Origin of the sequence: Intrasporangium chromatireducens Q5-1 (genome assembly GCF_000576575.1) — a bacterium.
Classification (GTDB): domain Bacteria; phylum Actinomycetota; class Actinomycetes; order Actinomycetales; family Dermatophilaceae; genus Intrasporangium_A; species Intrasporangium_A chromatireducens.
Window position 1 is genome coordinate 1 of the sequence record NZ_AWQS01000032.1, and the last position, 20,825, is coordinate 20,825.

Annotated in this window: 23 protein-coding genes; all 23 read left to right on the top strand. The window is 71.7% G+C overall.

The genetic code is table 11. The features are described 5' to 3' along the window. Positions 1–206, top strand: a 206-nt coding sequence (locus N864_RS06165) for a DUF4229 domain-containing protein (RefSeq protein WP_034714658.1), incomplete at its 5' end; no start/stop codon positions are given. Positions 207–428: 222 nt separating this feature from the next. Next, the gene (locus tag N864_RS24570) at positions 429–578 is read left to right on the top strand and encodes a hypothetical protein (RefSeq protein ID WP_155892838.1); all 150 of its coding nucleotides are present in this window, start codon (positions 429–431) and stop codon (positions 576–578) included. Between the two features lie 274 nt (positions 579–852). Next, positions 853–1,404 (top strand): hypothetical protein, encoded by a 552-nt coding sequence (locus tag N864_RS06170; RefSeq protein WP_155892839.1) that lies wholly within the window; start codon positions 853–855, stop codon positions 1,402–1,404. Positions 1,405–1,646: 242 nt separating this feature from the next. Beyond that, the gene (locus N864_RS06175) at positions 1,647–2,330 is read left to right on the top strand and encodes an ATP/GTP-binding protein (protein ID WP_155892840.1); all 684 of its coding nucleotides are present in this window, start codon (positions 1,647–1,649) and stop codon (positions 2,328–2,330) included. Positions 2,331–2,351: 21 nt separating this feature from the next. Further along, a complete protein-coding gene (locus tag N864_RS06180) occupies positions 2,352–3,041 on the top strand; it encodes an SAF domain-containing protein (protein WP_240474230.1) in 690 nt (229 codons plus the stop codon). Between the two features lie 3 nt (positions 3,042–3,044). Continuing rightward, positions 3,045–3,842 (top strand): P-loop NTPase family protein, encoded by a 798-nt coding sequence (locus tag N864_RS06185; RefSeq protein WP_034714662.1) that lies wholly within the window; start codon positions 3,045–3,047, stop codon positions 3,840–3,842. 215 nt (positions 3,843–4,057) lie between these two features. Continuing rightward, positions 4,058–5,407 (top strand): TadA family conjugal transfer-associated ATPase, encoded by a 1,350-nt coding sequence (locus tag N864_RS06190; protein WP_051518258.1) that lies wholly within the window; start codon positions 4,058–4,060, stop codon positions 5,405–5,407. Further along, a complete protein-coding gene (locus N864_RS06195) occupies positions 5,404–6,288 on the top strand; it encodes a type II secretion system F family protein (RefSeq protein WP_034714665.1) in 885 nt (294 codons plus the stop codon). Before N864_RS06190 ends, N864_RS06195 begins: the two co-directional genes overlap by 4 nt. After that, positions 6,285–7,193 (top strand): type II secretion system F family protein, encoded by a 909-nt coding sequence (locus tag N864_RS06200; RefSeq protein ID WP_034714666.1) that lies wholly within the window; start codon positions 6,285–6,287, stop codon positions 7,191–7,193. The genes N864_RS06195 and N864_RS06200 overlap by 4 nt, the downstream gene beginning before the upstream one ends. A gap of 106 nt (positions 7,194–7,299) precedes the next feature. Further along, entirely contained in the window at positions 7,300–7,575 is a 276-nt protein-coding gene (locus tag N864_RS06205; RefSeq protein ID WP_034714667.1) for a hypothetical protein, read from the top strand. A gap of 13 nt (positions 7,576–7,588) precedes the next feature. Then, a complete protein-coding gene (locus N864_RS06210) occupies positions 7,589–8,005 on the top strand; it encodes a TadE family protein (RefSeq protein WP_081793434.1) in 417 nt (138 codons plus the stop codon). Beyond that, complete coding sequence (locus tag N864_RS06215) at positions 8,002–8,439, top strand: TadE family protein (protein ID WP_034714669.1); 438 nt, start codon at positions 8,002–8,004, stop codon at positions 8,437–8,439. The genes N864_RS06210 and N864_RS06215 overlap by 4 nt, the downstream gene beginning before the upstream one ends. Before the next feature lie 3 nt (positions 8,440–8,442). Next, positions 8,443–8,928 carry a pilus assembly protein TadG-related protein gene (locus N864_RS06220; RefSeq protein WP_081793436.1) on the top strand — a complete coding sequence of 162 codons (486 nt, stop codon included), beginning with the start codon at positions 8,443–8,445 and terminating at the stop codon, positions 8,926–8,928. Further along, entirely contained in the window at positions 8,925–12,215 is a 3,291-nt protein-coding gene (locus N864_RS06225; RefSeq protein ID WP_034714670.1) for a LysM peptidoglycan-binding domain-containing protein, read from the top strand. Before N864_RS06220 ends, N864_RS06225 begins: the two co-directional genes overlap by 4 nt. Positions 12,216–12,238: 23 nt before the next feature. After that, a complete protein-coding gene (locus N864_RS06230; protein WP_034714672.1) occupies positions 12,239–12,898 on the top strand; it encodes a MucR family transcriptional regulator in 660 nt (219 codons plus the stop codon). Between the two features lie 145 nt (positions 12,899–13,043). Then, positions 13,044–13,877 carry a hypothetical protein gene (locus N864_RS06235; RefSeq protein ID WP_034714674.1) on the top strand — a complete coding sequence of 278 codons (834 nt, stop codon included), beginning with the start codon at positions 13,044–13,046 and terminating at the stop codon, positions 13,875–13,877. Positions 13,878–13,930: 53 nt separating this feature from the next. Further along, the gene (locus N864_RS06240; RefSeq protein WP_155892841.1) at positions 13,931–14,155 is read left to right on the top strand and encodes a hypothetical protein; all 225 of its coding nucleotides are present in this window, start codon (positions 13,931–13,933) and stop codon (positions 14,153–14,155) included. Between the two features lie 71 nt (positions 14,156–14,226). Next, positions 14,227–15,060, top strand: coding sequence for a hypothetical protein (locus N864_RS06245; RefSeq protein WP_034714678.1), 834 nt, complete (start codon positions 14,227–14,229; stop codon positions 15,058–15,060). Further along, positions 15,057–15,356 carry a hypothetical protein gene (locus N864_RS06250; RefSeq protein ID WP_034714680.1) on the top strand — a complete coding sequence of 100 codons (300 nt, stop codon included), beginning with the start codon at positions 15,057–15,059 and terminating at the stop codon, positions 15,354–15,356. The genes N864_RS06245 and N864_RS06250 overlap by 4 nt, the downstream gene beginning before the upstream one ends. Then, complete coding sequence (locus tag N864_RS06255) at positions 15,356–16,288, top strand: hypothetical protein (protein WP_051518259.1); 933 nt, start codon at positions 15,356–15,358, stop codon at positions 16,286–16,288. Before N864_RS06250 ends, N864_RS06255 begins: the two co-directional genes overlap by 1 nt. A gap of 4 nt (positions 16,289–16,292) precedes the next feature. After that, on the top strand, positions 16,293–17,741 hold the full coding sequence (locus N864_RS06260) for a type IV secretion system protein (RefSeq protein WP_034714681.1): 1,449 nt from the start codon (positions 16,293–16,295) through the stop codon (positions 17,739–17,741). A 20-nt stretch (positions 17,742–17,761) separates the two neighbouring features. Beyond that, positions 17,762–19,270: an SCO6880 family protein gene (locus N864_RS06265; protein WP_034714682.1), complete on the top strand. Its 1,509-nt coding sequence runs from the start codon at positions 17,762–17,764 to the stop codon at positions 19,268–19,270. A 224-nt stretch (positions 19,271–19,494) separates the two neighbouring features. After that, on the top strand, positions 19,495–20,814 hold the full coding sequence (locus N864_RS06270) for an ATP-binding protein (protein WP_240474232.1): 1,320 nt from the start codon (positions 19,495–19,497) through the stop codon (positions 20,812–20,814). Positions 20,815–20,825 lie beyond the last annotated feature (11 nt).

The window sequence follows — 20,825 nt, forward strand, 5'->3', positions numbered from 1 at the left end:
TCACCCTGCTCTTCTGGCTCGTCGGCCTGCGCGACAACACCATCGTCCTGGTCGTCCTGGCGGCCCTCGCCTCGTCGATCACCTCCTACGTCCTGCTCCGCGGCATGCGTGACGAGATGACCGCCAAGCTCATGGCCCGGCACGAGGCCCGGGCCGCGGCCCGTCGCCAGCGGACCGAGGACGAGCTCGCCGAGGATCCGACGTAGAGGGCTCTGAGGTCCGCAACGAGGGCGCCTGCCCGGGCAGCTGCCTGCTGCCGCGACATTCAGCATAAGTGGTGCAGGCGGGGCCCCACGCGCGACTGCGAGGCAGTGCGATCTGTTAGATGCATCGGTCCTCGCCTGGCCGGTGGCCCGTGGTCGTTCCTGGCGTACCGCTTGTAGTACTTGTTTCGAGGCCGGCCCCGGTGGTGCTGAAGGCCCCGGCAGGTGGGCACCAGTGTCGCGATTATCGCCCTCCAGTTCACCGGGCACGCCCGTGATGCCATGGATGCCGTCCGGGCCCAGATCGGCCAGGTGTCGGGCGTCATCTCGGCCTTGCACGTCTCCGGCCGCACCGACTTCCTCGTGCACGTCTAGTCGTGGATGGCGCCCCAGTGTTGCGCTCGTTGTGGCCAGGCTTATTTAGCGAGCGGATCACGCCGTTATGTGGTGGCATGGGTCTGCAGATGGTGAAGGTGCTGGCCCTCACCACTTCTAAGGGCTGGCGTGTCGAGACCTGAGGAGGGCGGCCGAACCATAGATGGCGCCGCAGGCACCTCGGCGAAAGCGCTCCAAGCAATTATCTGGAGCACACGTGATCGCTGGGCCAAGGTCCCCGCCTTCGGCGATATGAGACGTGGAGGAGACGCCGATGACCACGAGTGTGCGCGGAGGGCTGGTCGGGCTTGCTCTGATTGCTGTCCTGAGTGCGGCAGCGTGCAACGATCAGGCCGCGACTTCAACGAGGACGTCCACATCCGTGGCACCAACGGCCACCATGACGTCGTCATCCTCGCCGACGGAGACCGATCCTCAGTTGGCTGGCGCGCAGGCCGTTGTCAGGGCGTTCTGGAGCCGTGTCGATGCCCTCGGCGCTGACCCCAAACGCAGCTTGGATGAACTCACCAGCGTCGCTCGCGGGCAGACCCTCGAGACATGGCGAGAGTTGCTGACGCAGCGACGACGGCAAGCGCACCGGCAGGTCGGCAGGACTTCGATCGTCTCGTCTGAGGCATCTCGAAGCGGCGGCAAGGTCACCGTTGATACCTGCATCGATGTGAGCAAGACCAGTCTTGTCGACGAGGATGGCAAGTCTGTGGTGGCGGTGAACCGGGCGCCACGGGTGCGCTACACCTCCGTGGTCGAGCGGGGGACCAACGGCAAGTACTACGTCGTGCAGGACACGGCGGTGGAGACGTGCTGACGCGTTCGGCAGTGCTCAGCGCATTGGCCGTCGCGCTGGGGCTGATCACCAGCTCATCCGCATCTGCAGCCGATCCCGTGACGTGTCCGCCGCCATCGGTGCTTGATCCTCAGAGTGGGATCTGCACGATCGTCGTGACGAGCCCTGGCAAGCGGGTCGTGCCGGCAGAACCACCTGGCAATGGTGGCGGTCAAGCTACCACCGCCGATCTCAAGGCCTGTCGCAATGCGAACGATGACGCGGTGCCGTGTCGGGACGGTGACGCCTGGTGGAGCAACGGGTGGGGCTGCTACGTGAAAACTTTGAAGCGGCAGCCGCCCAAGGCCGACCCTCGTTGGGCCGGGCACTGGGAGGGGACCATCTACGAGTGTTACGACCCGCTCGTGGCCAGCGCAGGAGGTATGGCGCTGACCTATCGGTGGTCGGCCACGCCCCCCGCCGGACCCGCGGCTCCGCCGGATCCTCGGGTACTGGCACAGCAGGCGATCGCGCAGATGCGCCTGCACGCTGTCTCGATCGGCATCGTTCCCGAGCCGCGGGTCGGCCGCGTCGGGGTCATCGGGATGCCGACGTGGATGTGGGTGCAGAATCCGGGTCCGAGCACGCTGGGACCGATCACCCGGACTGCTTCGGCCGGCGGCTTCTCGGTGACCGCCACGGCGAAGGCCGACCGGGTCGTCTGGCAGATGGGCGACGGCGCGACGGTGACCTGCCACGGGGCTGGCACACCATACGCGGACTCCTTTGGCCGCCAGTCGAGCCCGGACTGCGGGCACATCTACGCGCGTCGCGGGACGTTCACCGTTCGGGCCACCTCGTATTGGAACGTGGCGTGGTCAGGGATGGGCCTGACCGGCACCATCCCGCTCAACTTCACGCGAACCACCAACATCACGATGGGCGAGGCCCAGGTGCTCACGCAGTAACGCTTGACCGATGGGGGAACCATGTCACCGCTCAATGGCAGCAACATCACCGCGACGGCCACGGCTCCGTCACGCCAGAGGGCTGACCTGGACGCTCGACCGATCGCGCCCCCACCGAAACTACGGCGACGCCCGCTGCTCGTGCTCGTATCTGTCGCGGCCGTGATCGCTGGTGCGCTGCTCGCAGTGTGGGCATACACAGCCTCCCCCACCACTCACGAGGTCGTCGCCGTTCGCGCGACGATCCAACGCGGGGGGATCATCGACCGCGCCGACCTAATGCTGGTGCGCGTCACCCTCGACCCTGCCCTGAATCCTGTGGACGGTTCCCGGATCGATGCCCTGGCGGGGCAGCATGCCGCCCTGGATCTGCCCGCGGGCGGGCTCGTCACCGACGACGCTGTCACGACAGCGGTGGTGCCGGCGAAGGGTCAGTCGGTCGTCGGGATCTCCCTACCGCCAGCCCTGCTCCCGGGCGAGCCGCTGCGCGCCGGCGACGACGTGCGGGTCGTGGCCACCCCTGGGGAGCAGGGCGAGGTGAGCGCAGGCGAGCAGCGCTTCATCCCGGCGACCGTGGTCGGCGTGCATCCCAACCCGGAGAGCGGGCAGAGCGTCGTCAGTGTGCAGGTGCCGTATGCCGCTGCCGCCGAGCTCGCTGCCCGGGCCGCGACGGGCAAGGTCGCCCTCGTCCTCGACTCGAGGGAGCGATGACGCATGGCGCTCATCGTCCTGACCTCCGCGGCCGGTTCACCCGGCACCACGACCACCGCCGTGGGGCTGGCTCTGTCCTGGCCGCGCCCGGTTCTGCTCGTCGAGGCCGACCCCACCGGCGGTTCCCCCGTGCTCGCCGGCTACTTCCGCGGCACCATCACGCCCTCACACGGCCTGATCGACCTCGCGCTCGCCCACCGAGAGGGACGGCTCGAGGAAGCCCTCCCCGGGACGCTCCTACCCATCCCGGGGCATGACGCGTCGCTCCTGCCCGGGGTCCGCGGCCACGTGCAGGCCCGCAGCCTCGCCGCGGCGTGGGAGCCACTCGCTCAGGCCTTCCGCGGGCTGCACCACACCGGACAGGACGTCATCGTCGACGCCGGCCGCCTCGGCCTGACCGGGTCACCCGACGCGCTGATCAAGGCCGCCGACCTCGCCCTCCTGGCGATACGCACGGACCTGGTCTCGCTGGCCGCCGCGCGGTCCTGGGCGGAGGCGCAGGCCGAGGAGTTCCGGGCGATGGGAACGTGCGGCAGCCTGGGACTGCTTCTCGTGGGCGAGAAGCGTCCGTATGCGGCCGCCGACGTCGCGAAGGTCATGGGCCTTCCGATCGTGGCGAGCATCGCGTGGGACCCGGCAGCCGCGCAGGTGTTCTCGCACGGGGCGACACCGCCGCGCCGGTTCGAGCACGGTGTGCTGGTCAGGAGTCTGCACGCGGCCCGGTCGGCCATCCAAGCACGCTTGACAGCCGGGTGTGCCTCGGTGACACCATCGCCCCTCGCGATGGAGGTCCCGTCGTGACCCAGCTGAACGGCATCCCCGCTCCCGACCGGGCCGGCGCCACCGACCCGGCCACCCTGCCACTGTTTGCCACACCTCACGCCTCCCAAGTGGGGCAGGGCCGGGTTCGTTCCCAGTTCCGGCTAGGCCCGGCCGCACCGCCGCAAGACACCGCTCGTGCGGATTCTTCTGCAACCAAAGCGTATTCACGACAGCACGCACTGCAGCCAAGCGAGATGGGATCGTCTGGAATCGACTGGGCGCTGGTCGCAGCCTTCCGGTCGCAGGCCTCGGAACAGCTCAGCGCCGCCCTTGGCGGCGACCGGAGCCGGCTGGACCGGCAGGGGCAGCGCGAGCTGGGCCGGTCGATCATTCTCGAGCTGCTCGAGGCCGCGGCCGCTGTGCAGGTCTCCGCCGGTCGGGACGCCTGGACCCCGCGAGTCCAGCAGGCGTTGGCGACGGCCATCTTCGACGCGTTGTTCGGCTTGGGCCGGCTGCAGCCGCTGGTCGATGACGACCGGATCGAGAACATCATCATCACCGGGCACGAGACGGTCCGGCTTGAGCTGACCGACGGCACGCTCGTGCCCGGCCCGCCGGTCGCGGACAGCGACGAGGAGCTGATCGACTTCCTCGTCTTCCTGGCCAGCCGGTCCGAGGTCAACGCGAGACCGTTCAGTGAGGCCCAGCCCCGGCTGCACCTGCGCCTCGACGGCGGCGCGCGGCTGGCGGCTGCCGCGTGGGTGACCCCGCGCCCGTCCGTCGTCATCCGCCGGCATCGGCTGCGCCGGGTCACCCTCGAGGACCTGGTCGGCCTGGGGATGGTCACCCCGCTCGCCGCATCGTTCCTCGCGGCGGCGATCAAGGCCCGGCGGAGCTTGGTCGTGGCCGGGCCGCAGGGCGCCGGGAAGACGACGATGGTGCGGGCCCTGTGCGCGCAGATCCCACCGCACGAGGCGATCGGCACCTTCGAGACCGAGTACGAGCTGCACCTGCACGAGCTGCCCGAGAGACACCCGATCGTGCACGCCTGGGAGGCCCGCCCCGGGTCGGGGGAGCGCGGCCCGGACGGGCGACCGGCCGGCGAGTTCAGCCTGGACGAGGCGCTTTATGACAGCTTCCGGTTCAACCTGTCCCGCCAGATCGTCGGCGAGGTCCGCGGCCGCGAGGTGCTCGCGATGATCAAGGCGATGGAGTCCGGCGCCGGCTCCATCTCGACGACGCACGCCGCGAGCGCGGAGGCGGCCCTGCGCAAGCTGGTCACCTGCGCGATGGAGGCCGGCGCGCACGTCACCCAGGACTACGCGACCCGCGCGGTCGCCGAGAACATCGACCTGGTCGTTCAGCTGCATCTCGAGACGACACCGCTACCGGACGGGTCGGCCCGCCGCGACCGGTGGGTCAGCGAGATCATCGCGGTCACCCCCGGCGAGCGGGAGAAGGGCTACGCCACCACCCACGTGTTCGCGCCGAGCCCGACCGGACCGGCCCAGCCAGCGGTCCTGCCGGACGACTACCGGGACCTGCAGCGGTATGGGTTCGACCTGACCGGCTTCCACGCCGCCGCACGCGAGGCCGCCTCATGACACCCGCCGTCCCCGCCCTGAGCGGTGCCTTCGTGGTCGCCGGCATCCTCGGCGTCATCGTCGGTCTGCGGCGACGGCCCGAACGGCCCGCGGTCGCACGGCCCACGCCCACCCCGTCGATCCGGCGCCTTGCCCGTGTCACGCCACACACCCGGGCCCTGCTCGCCGTCGGCGCCCTGGCCGGCGCGGCCCTCGCGCTCAGCACCGGGTGGCTCGTCGCGCTGGTGCTCGCGCCCGCGGCTCTCGCCGGCCTGCCGATCCTGCTGTCCGCCCCGCCGGCAACGGCACGGATCGACCGGCTCGAGGCGATGGAGGAATGGACCCGGTCGCTGGCCGGTGTCCTGACCGTCGGGGTCGGACTCGAGCAGGCCCTGATCGCCACCATGCGCTCCACCCCAACCGCGATCCGGCCCGAGGTGTCCCGACTGGTCGCCCGGCTGCGGGCCCGATGGGGCACCGAGCCCGCGTTGCGCGCCTTCGCCGACGAGCTCGACGACGCCACCGGTGACCTGGTCGCGGCCAACCTCATCCTCGGCGCACGCCGCCGCGGCGCCGGGCTGGCCAGCATCCTCGAGGCCCTGGCCGAGTCCGTCGCCGCCGACGTGCGCGCCCGCCGCCAGATCGAGGCCGACCGCGCCAAGCCGCGCGCCACCGCCCGCTGGGTCACCATCATCACCGTCGGCGTCCTGGCCGTCCTGGCCCTGACCGGCAACTACATCCGGCCGTACGGCTCCCCGCTCGGGCAGGTCCTGCTCGCGGTCCTGCTCACCGCGTATGTCGCGACGCTGGTCTGGATGCGCCGCATGGCGACCGGCCGCCCGATGCCGCGCTTCCTCGCCTCATCCACCGCCGCCCCGACACCTGCCGTGAGCCGGCGATGACCGGCCTGCAGCTCGCCCTCGGCGCCGGCGCCCTGATCGGGCTCGGGCTGGCGCTGCTGCTGTGGCGCCTCGTCCCGGCCCAACCCGACCTCGCCGACACCCTGGCTCGGCTCTCCCCGCGGCACCCCCGGGTCGCCACCGAGCTCACCGGCGCCGCCACGGACACCCGAGGCCGGCTCGGGGTGTGGGCCATGAAGACCCTGCCACCCCGCGTCTGGTCGCGCACCCCGGTCCGGGAACTCGCGATTCTGCGGATGCCGCTCGCGACGTTCTACGGGGAGAAGATCCTCTACGCGATGCTCGGGCTCGCCATCCCACCGGTCCTCGCGGCGTTCTTCGCGCTCATCGGGCTCGGCGTGCCGGTTGTCATCCCGGGATTGGGCACGCTGGCACTCGCGGCGGTGATGTTCTTCCTGCCCGACTACAACGTGCGCGATGACGCGAAGAAGGCGAAGGCCGAGTTCACCCGAGCGCTCGGCGCGTACATCGACCTGGTCGCCCTCGAACGCAACAGCGGCAGCGGGTCCCGCCAAGCCATGGAGGTTGCCGCCGCCGTCGGGGACAGCTGGGTGTTCCGCCGCCTCGAGGAAGAGCTCGCCCGGTCCCGCTGGTCCGGACAGGCACCGTGGGACGCCCTGCACGCCCTCGCCGATGAGCTCGGCCTTCCCGAGCTGGACGACCTGGCCGACATCATGCGCCTGTCCGGGGAGCAGGGCGCCCAGATCTACGGCAACCTGCGGGCCCGCTCGGCCAGCCTGCGCGCCGCCATGCTGAACACCGAACTGGCCAAGGCCAACGAGGTCGGCGAACGCATGTCGATCCCGATGAGCCTGCTCGGCGTCATCTTCCTCGCCATCCTCGTCGCGCCATCCCTGCTGCGCGTCCTCGGAGGTGATGGCCCCTGAACCCCTGGCATCGCGACTTCTCCCTCGCCGGGCGGCAGCCGTGCTACCCCCACCGAACAGCCTCGGGCCGGCCCCGCACCGGCCGTCCCATCGGAAGGACCCAACCATGCACCACCCGACCATGCACCACCTGACCATTGCCCATCTGGCTGCCACCCTGCACACCCTGGGGGCGCGGCTGACCGACCGGCTGAACGAGCGCATCGAACGGCAACGTCACACGTCGCCAACAGCCCGGCCCGGTCGCCTGTCGCTCGTCGCCGATCGCGGCTCGGTCACCATCGAGCAGGTCATCTGGGCCGTGGCCGTCATCGCGATCGTCGGGATCGTCGTCGCGGCCGTGAAGGCCTACGTCACCACGCAGGCCGGCAAGATCCGCTGACGGGGCGCCAGCCATGCCATCCCGAAACCACAGCTCACCTCGTGACGCCCGCCGCGGCGCGCGGGAGACCGAGCGTGGTTCGACCTCGATCCAGATGGCCCTGCTGCTCCCCGTCCTGTTTCTGGTGATGTTCCTCGGCATGCAGGCCGCCCTGTACTACCAGGCGCGTACGGTCGCGATCGCCGCCGCCCAGGAAGCCGCTCGGGCGGCCGGCGCCGAGACCGGCACCACCAGCGCGGGGATCGCCGCGGCACGAGCATTCGTCCATGGCGCGGGCGGGGACGACGTCCTGTCCGCGGTCACCGTGACCGGAAACCGCACAGCCACCACCGCAACGGTGACGGTGCGAGGCCACTCCATGAGCGTCATCCCTGGCTGGTCACCGGTGGTCGAGCAGTCGGCCAGCGCTGCAGTGGAGCGACTCACATGACGTCACGAAGGGGCGTCAACGCCGGCGACCGCGGCTCGGCCGTGATCGAGGCCGTGATCGGAGTCCCCGCGTTCCTCCTGTTCGTGGGGCTCATCATCTTTGCCGGCCGAATGGCGATCGCGCAGCAGGCCGTCGAGTCGGCCGCCGCGAGCGCCGCACGATCGGCGTCGATCGCCCGCAGCCAGCCATCGGCCATCTCGGCCGGTCAGGACGCCGCCACCAGCAGCCTGAGCGAGCAGGACGTGCACTGCCAGTCCCACCGGGTCACCCTCGACACGAGCGGCTTCGCGGCCCCGGTCGGCACCCCGGCGACAGTGACGGCCCAAGTCACCTGCCTGGTCGACCTCGCTGACCTGGCCGTCCCCGGGGTGCCCGGCACGAAACAGGTCACCGCCACCATGAGCTCGCCCATCGACACCTATCGGGAGCGGTGACCCATGCGCCCTACCCTGCCCAGGATCCGCCCGCGGTGCGTTCGATCAGTCCTACGCCGCCTGCGACTGACACGGGGCGCGGGGGAGCGGGGATCGGTCAGCATCTGGGTCGCCACCTCCGGGGTCGTCATGGTCATCCTGGTCGGTCTCGCCGTCGACCTCGGCGGTCAGGTCCACGCCCAGCAGTACGCCCGTGACGTCGCCGCCCAGGCCGCCCGCGCCGGGGGACAGCAGCTGCAGGCTCCGCTCGCCGTCCGCGGGATCGCCGCCCGCGCCGACCCCGTCCGGGCCATCGCGGCCGCCCGCGCCTACCTCGCCGCCGCCGACGTGACCGGCAGCGCCCGCCTGCGCGGTGGCGACACCGTCATCGTGACCACCAGCACGACCTACCAGACCAGATTCCTCGGCCTGATCGGCATCAACCAGCTCACCGTCACCGGTGCCGCCGAGTCCCGCATCGCCCGCACCACAGGAGGCGCCGAACGATGACCACACCCGGACACCGACGGAACCGCGCCCGGCTGACCGGACTGGCGGCCGTGCTGGCGATCCTCGCGATCGTCGCCGGACTGCCCGCGCTCCTGCTCGCGGTGGGCGGCATACCCGACCAGCCGCCCTCCCTTCAGGCCGTCGTCGGCGCGCTGACCCGACCCGACGATGGCACGCTCGCCGTGACCGCCCTCGTCGTGCTGGGCTGGCTCTGCTGGCTGATCCTGACCGCATCCCTCGTCGCCGAGCTGGTCGCCGCCCTGCGTGGCCGACCTGCTCGGGTTCTTCCGGGATTCGCTTGGCCGCAAGGCACCGCCCGCGTCCTCCTCTCGTCCGCCGCCCTGTTGTTCGCCACTGCACCGCTTCCGACACCCGCAACAGCGGCGGCCACCACCACATCCACGGCATCCGTCTTCCCCGTCGCCGCAATGACCACCACCATGACCACCACGAAGGAGGCTGCAACGACTGCACCAGCGCTACTGTCCGAAGCGGCGCCCCCGGCCCCGTCCCCGTCTCACGTTGTCAGGCAAGGCGATTCGTTGTGGTCGATCGCCGCCGAGACCCTCGGTGCCGGACGCCGGTATCCCGAGATCGTCGCGTTGAACCGGGATGTGCTCGGGAACCAACCCGACTTCCTGCTCCCGGGCACGAGCCTGCGGCTGCCATCGACGGCCACCACAGCCTCTCTCGCGGCCAGCACGACGACGGGCAGCCGCTACGTGGTGCACGACGGCGACACGCTCTGGGGCATCGCCGACGAGCAACTCGGCGATGCCACCCGCTACCCCGAGATCGTCGCGGCCTCCCAAGGGATCCGGCAGCCCGGCGGCGCCCGCCTGACGGACCCCGATGTTATTGACATCGGTTGGACCCTCACGATTCCCGACGCCGCGGCCCGCACTGACCGAGCTGACGCGCCTGCGCCGGCGGCCCAGCGAGCGACGAGGCCCGGGCACGCCTCACCACGGCCGAGCCCCAAGGCGGGAGCTCCTGCCGAGCTGGCCACGCCCACCGAATCGACGTCGCCGGCGACGAAACCGACGCCGCGGCCCGCCCCGGCGAGGCAACCCGAGACGACGCAACCGCCGCCACCTGGCGAGCACGCTGCCACGGCTCCCGGCTCCGATACGGCCGGCCACGGCAGCATCACTCCGGCCTGGCTGTTGACCGGCCTCGCGGGTGGCGGCGGACTGCTGGCCGGCTCCCTGTTCCTCGCCCTTCGGTCACGTCGACGCGCCCAGTTCCGGGCCCGCCGCCCCGGCCGCACCGTCGCGGTCCCCAGCCAGCAGCTCGCGCCGGTCGAGAAGACCATCGCCAGCACCGGCCAGCCGGCCTCGGTCGCGGTGGAGTGGCTCGATCAGGTCCTGCGGCGCCTCGCCGCCGCACGGGCCAGCACGCAGGCAGCCATGCCGGACCTGGCAGCAGTGGAGATCGGCACCACGACCATGACGCTGCACCTGACCTCCCGACACGAGCTTCCACCGCCGTGGGACCAGTCCGAGGACGGGCATCGCTGGCACCTGCCCCTGTCCACCGACCCGGGCGAGGTCGGACCGGACGTGCCTGACCAGCCGGCGCCCTACCCACTGCTCGTGACCGCCGGGACCGCGGACACGGGCGAGACGTGGCTGCTCAACTGCGAACGGCTCACCCCATTGACCATCACCGGCGATGCCACCTTCGCGCAGGACTTCGCCCGCTACCTGACGGCCGAGCTCGCCTGCAACCCGTGGTCATTCGGTGTCTCGGTCCACTGCGTCGGGGTCGGCGAAGACCTCGTCGCCCTCAACCCCGAGCGGATCCACGCCAGCAGCGACCTCGACGCGGTCGCCAGGCAGGTCCTCGAGCAGGCCATCACGACGAAGGACCGCGCCCGGCAGGTAGCCCTCGACGTGTCGACCGCCCGCGCCGCGCAGACCGGTGCCGAACCTTGGCACGCCAGCGTGCTGCTGGTCGACGCCGTGCCGGCCAGCGAGGCCATGGCCCGGCTCGTCGCCCTGATCGAGGAGAACCCCAGCACGACCGGAACGTCCCTCGTTCTCCTGCGCCCACACACCTCCCCGGCGTCCGGCGTCGAGATCCACGCCACCAGCACCGGCCGCGTCAGGGTTGCCGACCTGGGCCTGGACCTGGTCGCCGTCGGTCTGACCCCGGACGAGGCAAAGGGTTGCGCGGCACTGCTGGCCCAGGCTGACCACGTCGAGGACGTCCCCATCCCCGTCGACCCGGACGCTTGCGGGTGGCGATCCTTCGCCGATCAGGCCGGCTCGATCCGCGCCGAACACACCGCTAACCGAGACAGCCTCGACGAGATGCAGGAAGAGGGATCTTCGTGCACCTCGATCCTGGACCTGCGCGATGACGACTACATAGAGGTGGCCGCGACGACCCGCGACGATCTTCAGCGCCTGGCACCGGCGGTCCCGGACGGGGTCCGGGCCAGCGTCGAACGGCTCGACCCCGACCTCGACACGGACCTGCAGAGCTGGTTCTCCGAACAGTGTGACCTGCCGCGCCTGACACTGCTCGGGCCAGTCCGCGCCCGCACCCGCGGCATCGCCCTGACCAAACGCAAGCCGTACTACACCGAGCTGCTCGCCTACCTGGCGACCCGACCGGGCGGTGTCACCCCCGACGAGCTCGCCGAAGCGTTCTCCCTCACCGCCGCTCGAGTGCGCAACGACGTCAAGATCGTGCGCGACTGGCTTGGCGTGAACCCGCGCACCGGCCGCAAGCATCTGCCCGACGCGCGGGAAGCGCCAGCCGCCAAGGAGCGCGGCGTGGCTGTCTACCAGGTGGAGGGGCTGCTGACCGACATCGACCTCTTCCGGCGTCTGCGGCTGCGCGGTGAGTCACGCGGCCCGGCCGGCATCGCCGACCTGCGCCGAGCCCTCACCCTCGTCGAGGGGCGCCCGTTCGACCGGCTGCGGCCCGGCGGCTGGTCGTGGCTCCTCGAGGGCGACCGCATCGACCACCACCTGCTCTGCGCGGTCGTCGACGTGGCGCACACGGTCACCACCCACAGCCTCACGGGCGGGGACCACCGGACGGCCCGCGCCGCCGCCGAACTCGCGTGCCTGGCCGGGCCCTACGAGGAGATCCCGCGGCTCGACCTGGCCGCGGTCGCCGCGGCCGAGGGCCACCACGAGGAAGCCGACCGCATCGCCCGAGAGGACATCTGCGCCCGCGCCGAGCAACCCGGCCCGCCCGACGACCTGCCCGACCGGACCCAACGCATCCTCGAACAGCACGCGTGGCTCCGATCAAGCAAGACCGCGAGCTGACAACCTTGGTCGCTGTGGGAGGCATGGATGCGGTGACGGGCCAACCAACAACCGGCGGGCAGCGCGGCCTCGGTGAGCCGGACGGCTTCGGCCGGTACGGCGTCCCCGAGCAGACCGAGGACGGGCTGGTCTGCCACGAGTGCGGCCAGGCCCACCAGCATCTGGGGCTGCACGTCGCCCGGGCGCACGGCGTCACCGCGGCCGCCTACCGGGACGCGCACGGGCTGAAGCGCTCGCGCGGGCTGGTCGCATCCGCGGTGCGCGAAAAGATCGCCCAGAACGCCAGGCAGCGGTACTCCGATGGAGGAAGCGAACGGCTCAAGGCGGTGCGTGACCCCACTGCAGCCACGGCCGCCCGACAGGCCCTGGCCCGTCCCCGCTCCGCAGAAGCGGCAGCCATCCTCGCCGCGGCCGCGACGCGCCCTCGGCCCCACACCCGGACCGGGCGCGTCGTGGTGTGCCAGTCCTGCGGCGCCGAGTTCTGCCCCCTCGTCGGCGCGAAGCGGCGCCGGTTCTGCTCGCGCTCGTGCGCCAGCCGTCACAACCGCGCCCAGGCGCGATCCTCAACGCCCGGCCCCTCCCGAGTGAAGCCCGGCCCCGGCGCCCTCCCCGGGGGAAGCGGCTCCAGCGCGAACGGCGGTAGGTGCACCGACACGTCGACGGCGGGCGCACACAACAGATAGCAGTCGTTGTGACGCCTGCGCTTTTGCAGAGCTTGGGGTACGCGCCTTGACCTGCGCAAACGTGCTCGTACCCCGTCGTACCCCCAGTTCGACAAGCCCCGTCGCGGTATGAATCCGGTGACGTCACCCGTCGACCTTCTGCCATATGCGATACGGCAAGAGCAAGTCCGGGATGGCCGTGGCCGAGCTGCTGGGGATCGGGAACGAGGACAGCGAGGTCCTCACGATCGCCACCCGACGCTGGCCGCACTGGGCCGAAGAGGATGAACGGCTCCGGGTAACCGAGCTGAGGAAGCTCAGGTCGTGGCTGCGGACCGCCACTGCCGAGGACGCGGACGAGGTGCTGCACGCCTTGGCCAAGCGGGCCTCGATCCACGGGGCCGACGACCCGGTCGCGGCGAGCACCCTGGCGTTCGCGCTGCTGCCCGGCGCATGCACCCTGGCGCACCGCCTGTTGACGCTCTCGCCACGCCTCGACGAGATCATCGCAGCCCAACTCTGGCTCGAGATCCGCAGCTTCCCGTGGGACCGGCTGGGCAAGGTCGCGGCGAACATCCTGAGGAACACCCGGGCCGGCGTGCTACACGAGTGCGACGCCGGCACCCAGGTCCAGAAGCGCGATCCCACCCTGCACCACACCGTCACGATCGACCCGGACGACACCTTCTGGAAAGGGCCGCGGCTGGCCACGATCGACTCGGAGCCAACCCCGGCCGACGAACTGCTCGAGCTGCTGGCCTGGGCCTGCGACAACGACGTCATCACCACCGGCGACCGCAGCCTGCTGCTCTCGCTGGCCGTAGCGGCCGACCAGGCCGACCAGAAGCGCAGCCGGGGCCGCGCGGGGCTGCTGGCCAACGACGTGTCCGAGACGGTCGCACACGAGTACGGCGTGACCGCGATCACCGTTCGCCGCCGCGCCAGCCGGAGCCTGCAGGCCCTGGCCGAGGCCTGCGCAGGTCGAGGAATTTCGGCATGACAGATGACCGCAACGACCGGCGTCGCCGCCTTCGGCTGGTTGAGGTGATGACCGTGACCGCACCCGACCATGAACACGAGCAGCGCTCAGCCGCGGACGCCGCGCGCCTGTTCGACATTGCCGGCCGCGAGGACGAGGCCCTCCAGCTGCTCGACGGATGCGTCTCCCAGCTCCATGAGGTCCAAGCCGCGAAGGCCGCCCTCAAGATGCTGCCCGAGGCCGAGCTGCGCGCCGCCCTCGAGTTCCGCCGACGCGCCCTGAGCAGCGAGCTCGCATGAGCGCCGACCGACCCCAGGACACGACCGAGCACCAGCGAGGGAGGCCCCCAAGGAAGGGCAGAGGCGCGGCAATGGACGTGAGCACCCAGCGACAGGTCACCGTCGCCGAGCTCAAACGCGCCTGGGACGCCCTGCAAGCCGGTGCCTACCAGGACGAACAGCCGTATGCCGCCCAGCCGGGGACCGTCGAGCCCCTACAGGCCAGGGGTGGCCGCGTCATCCCGGTCCTCGGGTGCGGCGGCGGGGTCGGCGCCTCGACGACCGCGCTGGCGCTCGCCCTCGCGATCGACGCCCCATGCGCGCTGATCGACGCGGCCCCGGCCACCGCCTCCGGGCTCGCCGGGGCGAGCACGGCCGAACTCGGGCAACGCGAGGCCGGCTGGAGTCAGGGCACCCGCGCGCAGGTCATCATCTCGCGGATCATCGACACAGTGGCCATGCCGGTCGAGGTGCCGGCTCCGCCGGCCGCGGACCGCGACATTGACGCCACCGTCATCGACCTCGGATGGCCGCCCGAGATCCTCATGGGTCAGGTCTCGTGGCTGCGCGACCTTGTTGTCGGCACCGACCCGCTCGTGCTGGTCGCCTCGGCCACGCTGCCCGGGCTGCGGCGCCTCGAGTCGACGCTCACGCTGCTCGCCGGGCACCGGGACGCCGAGCCGACCCTCGCCGCCGTGCTCGGCCCCCGCCTTCCGCGTTGGCCGAAACCGGTCCGCCGCGGCATGGGGCCACGCAGCCGGCGTCTCGAGCAGGAGGGCCGGATCGTTGCCCTGCCCTGCGACCGACGCCTGGCCGTCACCGGTCTGGACACCGCCCCGTTGCCGCCGCCGCTGCTCGCAGCCGCCTGCGCCGTGCTCGACCTCCTGCCCGCGCCCGCATCCATGAAGGGATCTACAGCCTCATGACCACCGCAGCTTTCACCCTCACAACCGATGCCGCGGCCCGGATCTGCCCGAAGGCTCCCGGAGACGCCCAGAGCTACGCCGACCAGATCACCGGCTACATCCTGTGGGGAGTCCTCGCGCTGTTCGTCGTCGGCATCATCGTCGGCATTGGCGCTGTCGTCGCCGGACGCGTCTTCGCCATGCCGCACTCGTCGAAGGCCGGCGTGGTGGCGATCGTCGTGGTCTTCCTCGCGGCGGTCGCCTACATGGTGCTGCCCGGCATGATCGCGGCCATCACCGGATCCGGGTGCGTCTGATGACCACCCGGCTAAGGACCCTGATCCGCGACGCCGCCGCGCCGCTCCCGGCACCCTACGGCGGTGCCGGGTGGAGCCGTCGTCGCCTGCTGTCCGTGCTCGCCCTCCTGGTCGTTGTGGTGGTGCTGCTGCTCGTGGGGCTCGGCGACGCCGTGTACGTCGCGCTCGCCCCGCACCAGAAGGCTGCGCTGGCCCCACGCGGCGCGGTGGCCACCGACGCGAACACTCCGCCCGGCGGCATACCCACCGCGCGGGGTGAGTCGAGCCAGGACCGGCGGGACCGGATCGCCGCCGATCCCATGCTGGCCACGCAACCATCGGAGGCCGAACCTGGGCCGCCCGCCACCCGGTTGGCGGAGCCGATCACTGTTCCTGCCGCCAGCACGGCAGGGCCGGTGACGGTACCGACCGGGTTCCCCAAGATCCCCGAGGGCGCGGTCGGTCAACTGGCCGCCATCGAGACGACCGTCCTTGAAGCGATGTCGATTCCCGTCGCGCACGAGGTGTATGCCGCCTGGGCCCTCCCAGGAGGGGTCGGCGGAGACCAGTGGGCCATGACCGCCAATGTGCAGGCCTTCCTCGCCGCGGCACGGATGGGCCCGGAGAAGGACGCGCGCACGACCGTCTACGCGACGCCGGCCGGCGCCCAGGTCAAGGGCACCGACGGCCCGGACTGGGCCGTGGCCTGTGTCCTGCTCGAGGTCGACGCCGTCATCGCCTCGGACGCCAAAATCGGCTACGGCCACTGCGAACGCATGCAATGGCACGAAGACTCCACGGCGCCGAAGGAGATTGGCGGTCGATGGATGATCGCCCCCGGGGACCCTCCCGCGCTGGCGCCGTCGACCTGGCCCGGCACCGAGAGGGCCATTGACGCCGGCTGGAAGCGCTGGCTGCAGAACCAGCCCGCCGCCGCGGCCGGACGGGACTAACCCGATGGACCCGATCAGTGTCTTCACCTTGCTGGCCGGCACGGCCAGCAAGGTCGTCGCGGACGCGTGGACCGTGGCGATGCTCGGGCTGTGGAACGCCGGCCTGTGGGTCATGCGGATCGTGCTGAACCTCATGGACGCGTTCCTCACCCCGGACCTGAGCGAGGCCGGGCCGGCGGCCACGGTGTACCAGGTCACCTTCTGGGCGGCCGGTGCCCTCGTCGTCGCGATGGCCGCCGTCCAGCTCGGGGTCGCCGCGGTGCGCCGTGATGGCAAGAGCCTCGCCACGGTGCTGGTGGGGGTGGGCCAGTTCGCGATCGTGTGCGCGGGCTGGATCGTCTACGGGGTCGCCGTGGTTACCGCATGCGGAGGGCTGACGAGGGCCCTCATGGAGCGGCTGCTGTCGGTCTCCTCCTGGTCCCAGTGGCAGCCCTGGGGACCGTTGAAGGTCACCGATCTCCTCGACGCGACCGTCGCGACCGTCCTCGGGCTGATGGGGCTGCTGCTGTGGCTCGCTGCGATCGGGCACCTGCTCGTGATGCTGACCCGCGCCGGCGCCCTGCTGGTGCTCGTCGTCACCACCCCAATCTCGGCGGCGGGGCTCGTGTCCGAGGCTGGCCGCTCCTGGTTCTGGAAGTCGCTGCGCTGGTTCCACGCCGCCGCGTTCACCCCCGTGCTCATGGTCCTGGTCCTCGGACTCGGGGTGCAGCTGACCACCGGTGTCGCCAGCGGGCTCGCCGACGGGGCCCAGTCCGCAATCGGGATCGCCCTGCCCGCGGTCATCCTCATCCTCATCGGGGTCGTCTCCCCGCTGGCGCTGTTCAAGCTGCTCGCCTTCGTCGAGCCGGGCACCCACTCCGGAGCGGCGCTGCGCAACGGGCTCTCCGCGCAAGGCGGGATCCAGAACCTGCTCAGCGGCCGCGCGAACTCGGCCAGCAGCTCCACCTCCACCGCGGCGTCCGCGACCGATGGGCACGGCCGCCCCCACGCCGAGACCGCCGGACAGGCCTCCACCAGCGCCCGGTTCGGCCAGGCCGGCACCGGTGTCCTCGCCGGAGCTGGAGCCGTCGGGGCAGCGGCGGCCGCCGGCCTCGCGGTGATGCAGCAGGTCGGGGCGAAAGGCGCCGCGGTGGGCGCCGACATCACCAACCAGGGCGGGATGGGCCACCAGTCCTGGTACCCGGACTCCGACGGCACAGCAGGCGGGGGGCGTGGGGCGATCACCCGCCGACCGCGGCCTAGCGGCGCTGACGACGCCGGTGAGCGCGGTGAGCAGGGTATGCCACCGCCACCGGTGCTGCTCCCGACGGCACCCACCGCGCCCGGCTCCCGCTCGGGCGGTGACCTGCCCGCCGCGGCCCGGCAGGCTCACGGCCCCACCGGCGCGCCGGGCACCCCGGCCACCGGGTCAGGTGGCGGCGGCGCAGCGGCAACGCCTCCGATCGCCCCCTAAACGAAAGGCGTTGCAGACCGATGGGTGTCATCTACCGCGACTACAGCCGCGACAAGATCGGCTGGTTCTTCGGCCTGAACGGCTGGCAACTGGTGACGATCGCCGCAGCGAGTCTGCCGATCTTCGCCTCGATCGAGCGCGGCGCCTGGCGTTCTGCGCTGGTCTTTCTCGCCGGGTGGGTCCTCGTGCTCGTCGTGACCGTCACCCCGGTGCGTGGCCGCTCGGCCACCGGCTGGCTGCTGGCGACCATCGGGTACATGGTCGGCGGGCTCGCGGGCTGGACACGGTTCAGCTCCCGCGCCGCGATCGGACGCGCCGACGACCTGAACATCCCGGACCTGCCCGGCGCGCTGGCGGGCATCCAGATCCACGACGGGCCACCCACCGGGCCGACCCTGTCCCGGGTGGCGATCATCCAGAACCACGCCACCCGGACCTGGGCCGTCACCGCCGCGATCGTGCACCCCGGTATCGGATTGACCGACGCCGGTGAGCGGACCCGGCAAGGGACCGGGCTGTCCGAGCTGCTCGACCTCGCGTCGCGCACCGCGCTGATCGACGAGATCCTCTTCACCGTGCGTACCGTCCCGGAGGACGGCGCCGAACGCGACGTGTGGACGGCCCGCCATCGCACGAGCACCGGGCAGTCTCTGGCTCGGGAGGTGAACGAGGACCTGCAGGCCGGGTTGACCCGCGCCTCGGTGCGGACGGAAGCGTTCATCACCCTGGTCGTCCCGGAGCGGCGAATCGGCCGGGACGCGAAAGAGTCCGGCGGCGGCCTCGAGGGCCGAGCCCGGGTCATGGACGCCCTGATGAGCGAGGTCGAGGCCCACCTGCTCGGCGCGATGGCGATGATCAGCGTGCACTGGCTCACCTCGCCCGAGCTGGCCCTCGCCTGCCGGACGGGGTTCGCCCCTGGCGACCGGGCCGGCATCATCGAAGCCCTCGCACTCGCACCGACCGATCCGGCCGTGAACGCGGACATTCCGTGGGCGCTGGCCGGGCCGTCCGGCGCCGACTCGCTGCTCCGGCACTACAGCCACGACGCGTGGAACACGGTCAGCGCCACCATCGCGCTGCCCGTCCGCGGCGCCGCGATCGGCGCCCTGGCACCCGTCCTGACCCCGACCGAGCCGGGGGAGCGCCGTAGCCTGCTCGTGGCCTACCCGATCTTGGCGCAGACCTCGGCGGACCGGCGCAGCGCCACCAGCGAGTGGGCTGCCGACCTCGGCGATGAGCTCCGGGTCCGCGCCAAGGTCAAGCAGCGCGCCAAGGCCCGCGCCGCGGCCGACACCGTGCGCGGTATGGACGCCAAGCTGGCACGCGGGCACGCGATGACCCGCCCGTACGCCGTCGCCGCGGTCACCGTGCCCAAGACGTCCCGGGTCACCGAGTACGGCAGACGCCTCGACGCGTCCGTGCGCCGCGCCGGGTACGCCCCGCTGCGGCTCGACCTCGCCCAGGACCTCGGGTTTACCGCGAGCTGTATCCCCCTGGGGGTCAGTCTCACCCGCAAAGGCGACGGGTGACCCCGATGACACCGAGGATGTCGGCGCGACCCGGCCGAACCCGCCGGGGACCAGGGCGTGGTGTCGCGCGGCTGCTGGCCGACTTCGGCCACGACCTGCCCGCCACACCCAACCCCCATCGCGACCGTCACGAGCCGCGCCTGTTCCGGCACGCACCCAGGCGCGGAGCCCGGCATACCGGAAGCGGGTGGGTCGCCGCGACCGCGCCCGTCACGGCCTGGCGGATGACCTCCGACCAGGCCCCGGTCCTGTGGCCGTTCATCGGCGCGCCCGGGCTGCCCCCGACCGGCGCGCAGATCGGCATCGACCACCTGTCCGGCGGCAGCTTCTACGCCGACCCGCTCGGCTGGGTACTGCGCGACGACATCCCGGTCACGAACCCGAACATCTTCGCCTTCGGCAAGCCCGGCCGCGGCAAGTCCGCGACCGTGAAGGCCTTCGTGTTGCGGATGATGGACTTCGGCTACCGCGCGCTGATCGTGGGCGACCCGAAGGACGAGTACGAGAAACTCTGCCACGCGCTCCGCGTGGCACCGATCGCCATCGGGCACGGGCTGCCGGCCAGGATCAACCCGCTCGCCTTCGGGCCCCTCGGCCACGGCTGGGACCAGCTAGCGCCCGCGGCGGCGCAGAGCCGCGCCGCGATCGTGTTCGCCCGCTGGCTCACCCTGATCCGCGGCCTCGTCGGCAGCCAACGCATCGGCGAGCAGCGGGTCCCGTTCGGGCCCAGCGACGAGGTCGTCGTCAAGACCGCGCTCGCGGAGCTGACCGGCTACGCCCACGCCCACACCAAGCTAACCGAGGTCACCATCCCGCAGCTCTGGCACGCGCTCGACGAACCCACCAACGACCTTGTCACGGCGTGCCGGTACCCGACGCGGCAACAGTTCCTCGATGCGACCCGGCTGCTGCGCGACGCGCTCGGCCAGCTCACCACCGGCGCCCTCGCCGGCCTGTTCGACGACCACACCACCATCGACCTGGACTGGCGTGCCCCGATCCAGTCCCTCAGCCTGTCCCGGCTCGAACCGCTCGGCGACGAGGCCGTCGGGATCGCCCTGACCTGCCTGAACTCCTGGGGCCGCGCCATGCGCGAAACCGCCGGCCCGGGGGACCTGCGGATCGTGGTGCGCGACGAGTCCTGGAAACAGCTGCGGCTCGGCCCCGAGGCGGTCAAGAGCTTCGACGCCGACCTGCGCCTGTCCCGCCGCGACGGCGACGTCCAGTTCGCCATCGCCCACAAACCCTCCGACCTGCTCTCCGCCGGCGACACCGGCTCGCAGGCCGTCGCGATCGCCAAGGACCTGCTGCACCTCGCCGACATCAAGGTCCTGCACGGCCAGGACGCCGCCGTCGCCGCCGAGCTCGAGGCGCTGCTCGGCCTCGGCCCGATCGCCCGCGACCTCGTGACCGGGTGGGCCATGCACGGCAAGGGCCGAGCCCTGTGGAGCGTCGGCGAGCAGGCCTACCAGGTCCAAACCGTGCTGCACCCCGCCGAGCTCGACCTCACCTTCACCAACGACGCCATCACCAGCGCCACCTGAACCCGGTACTC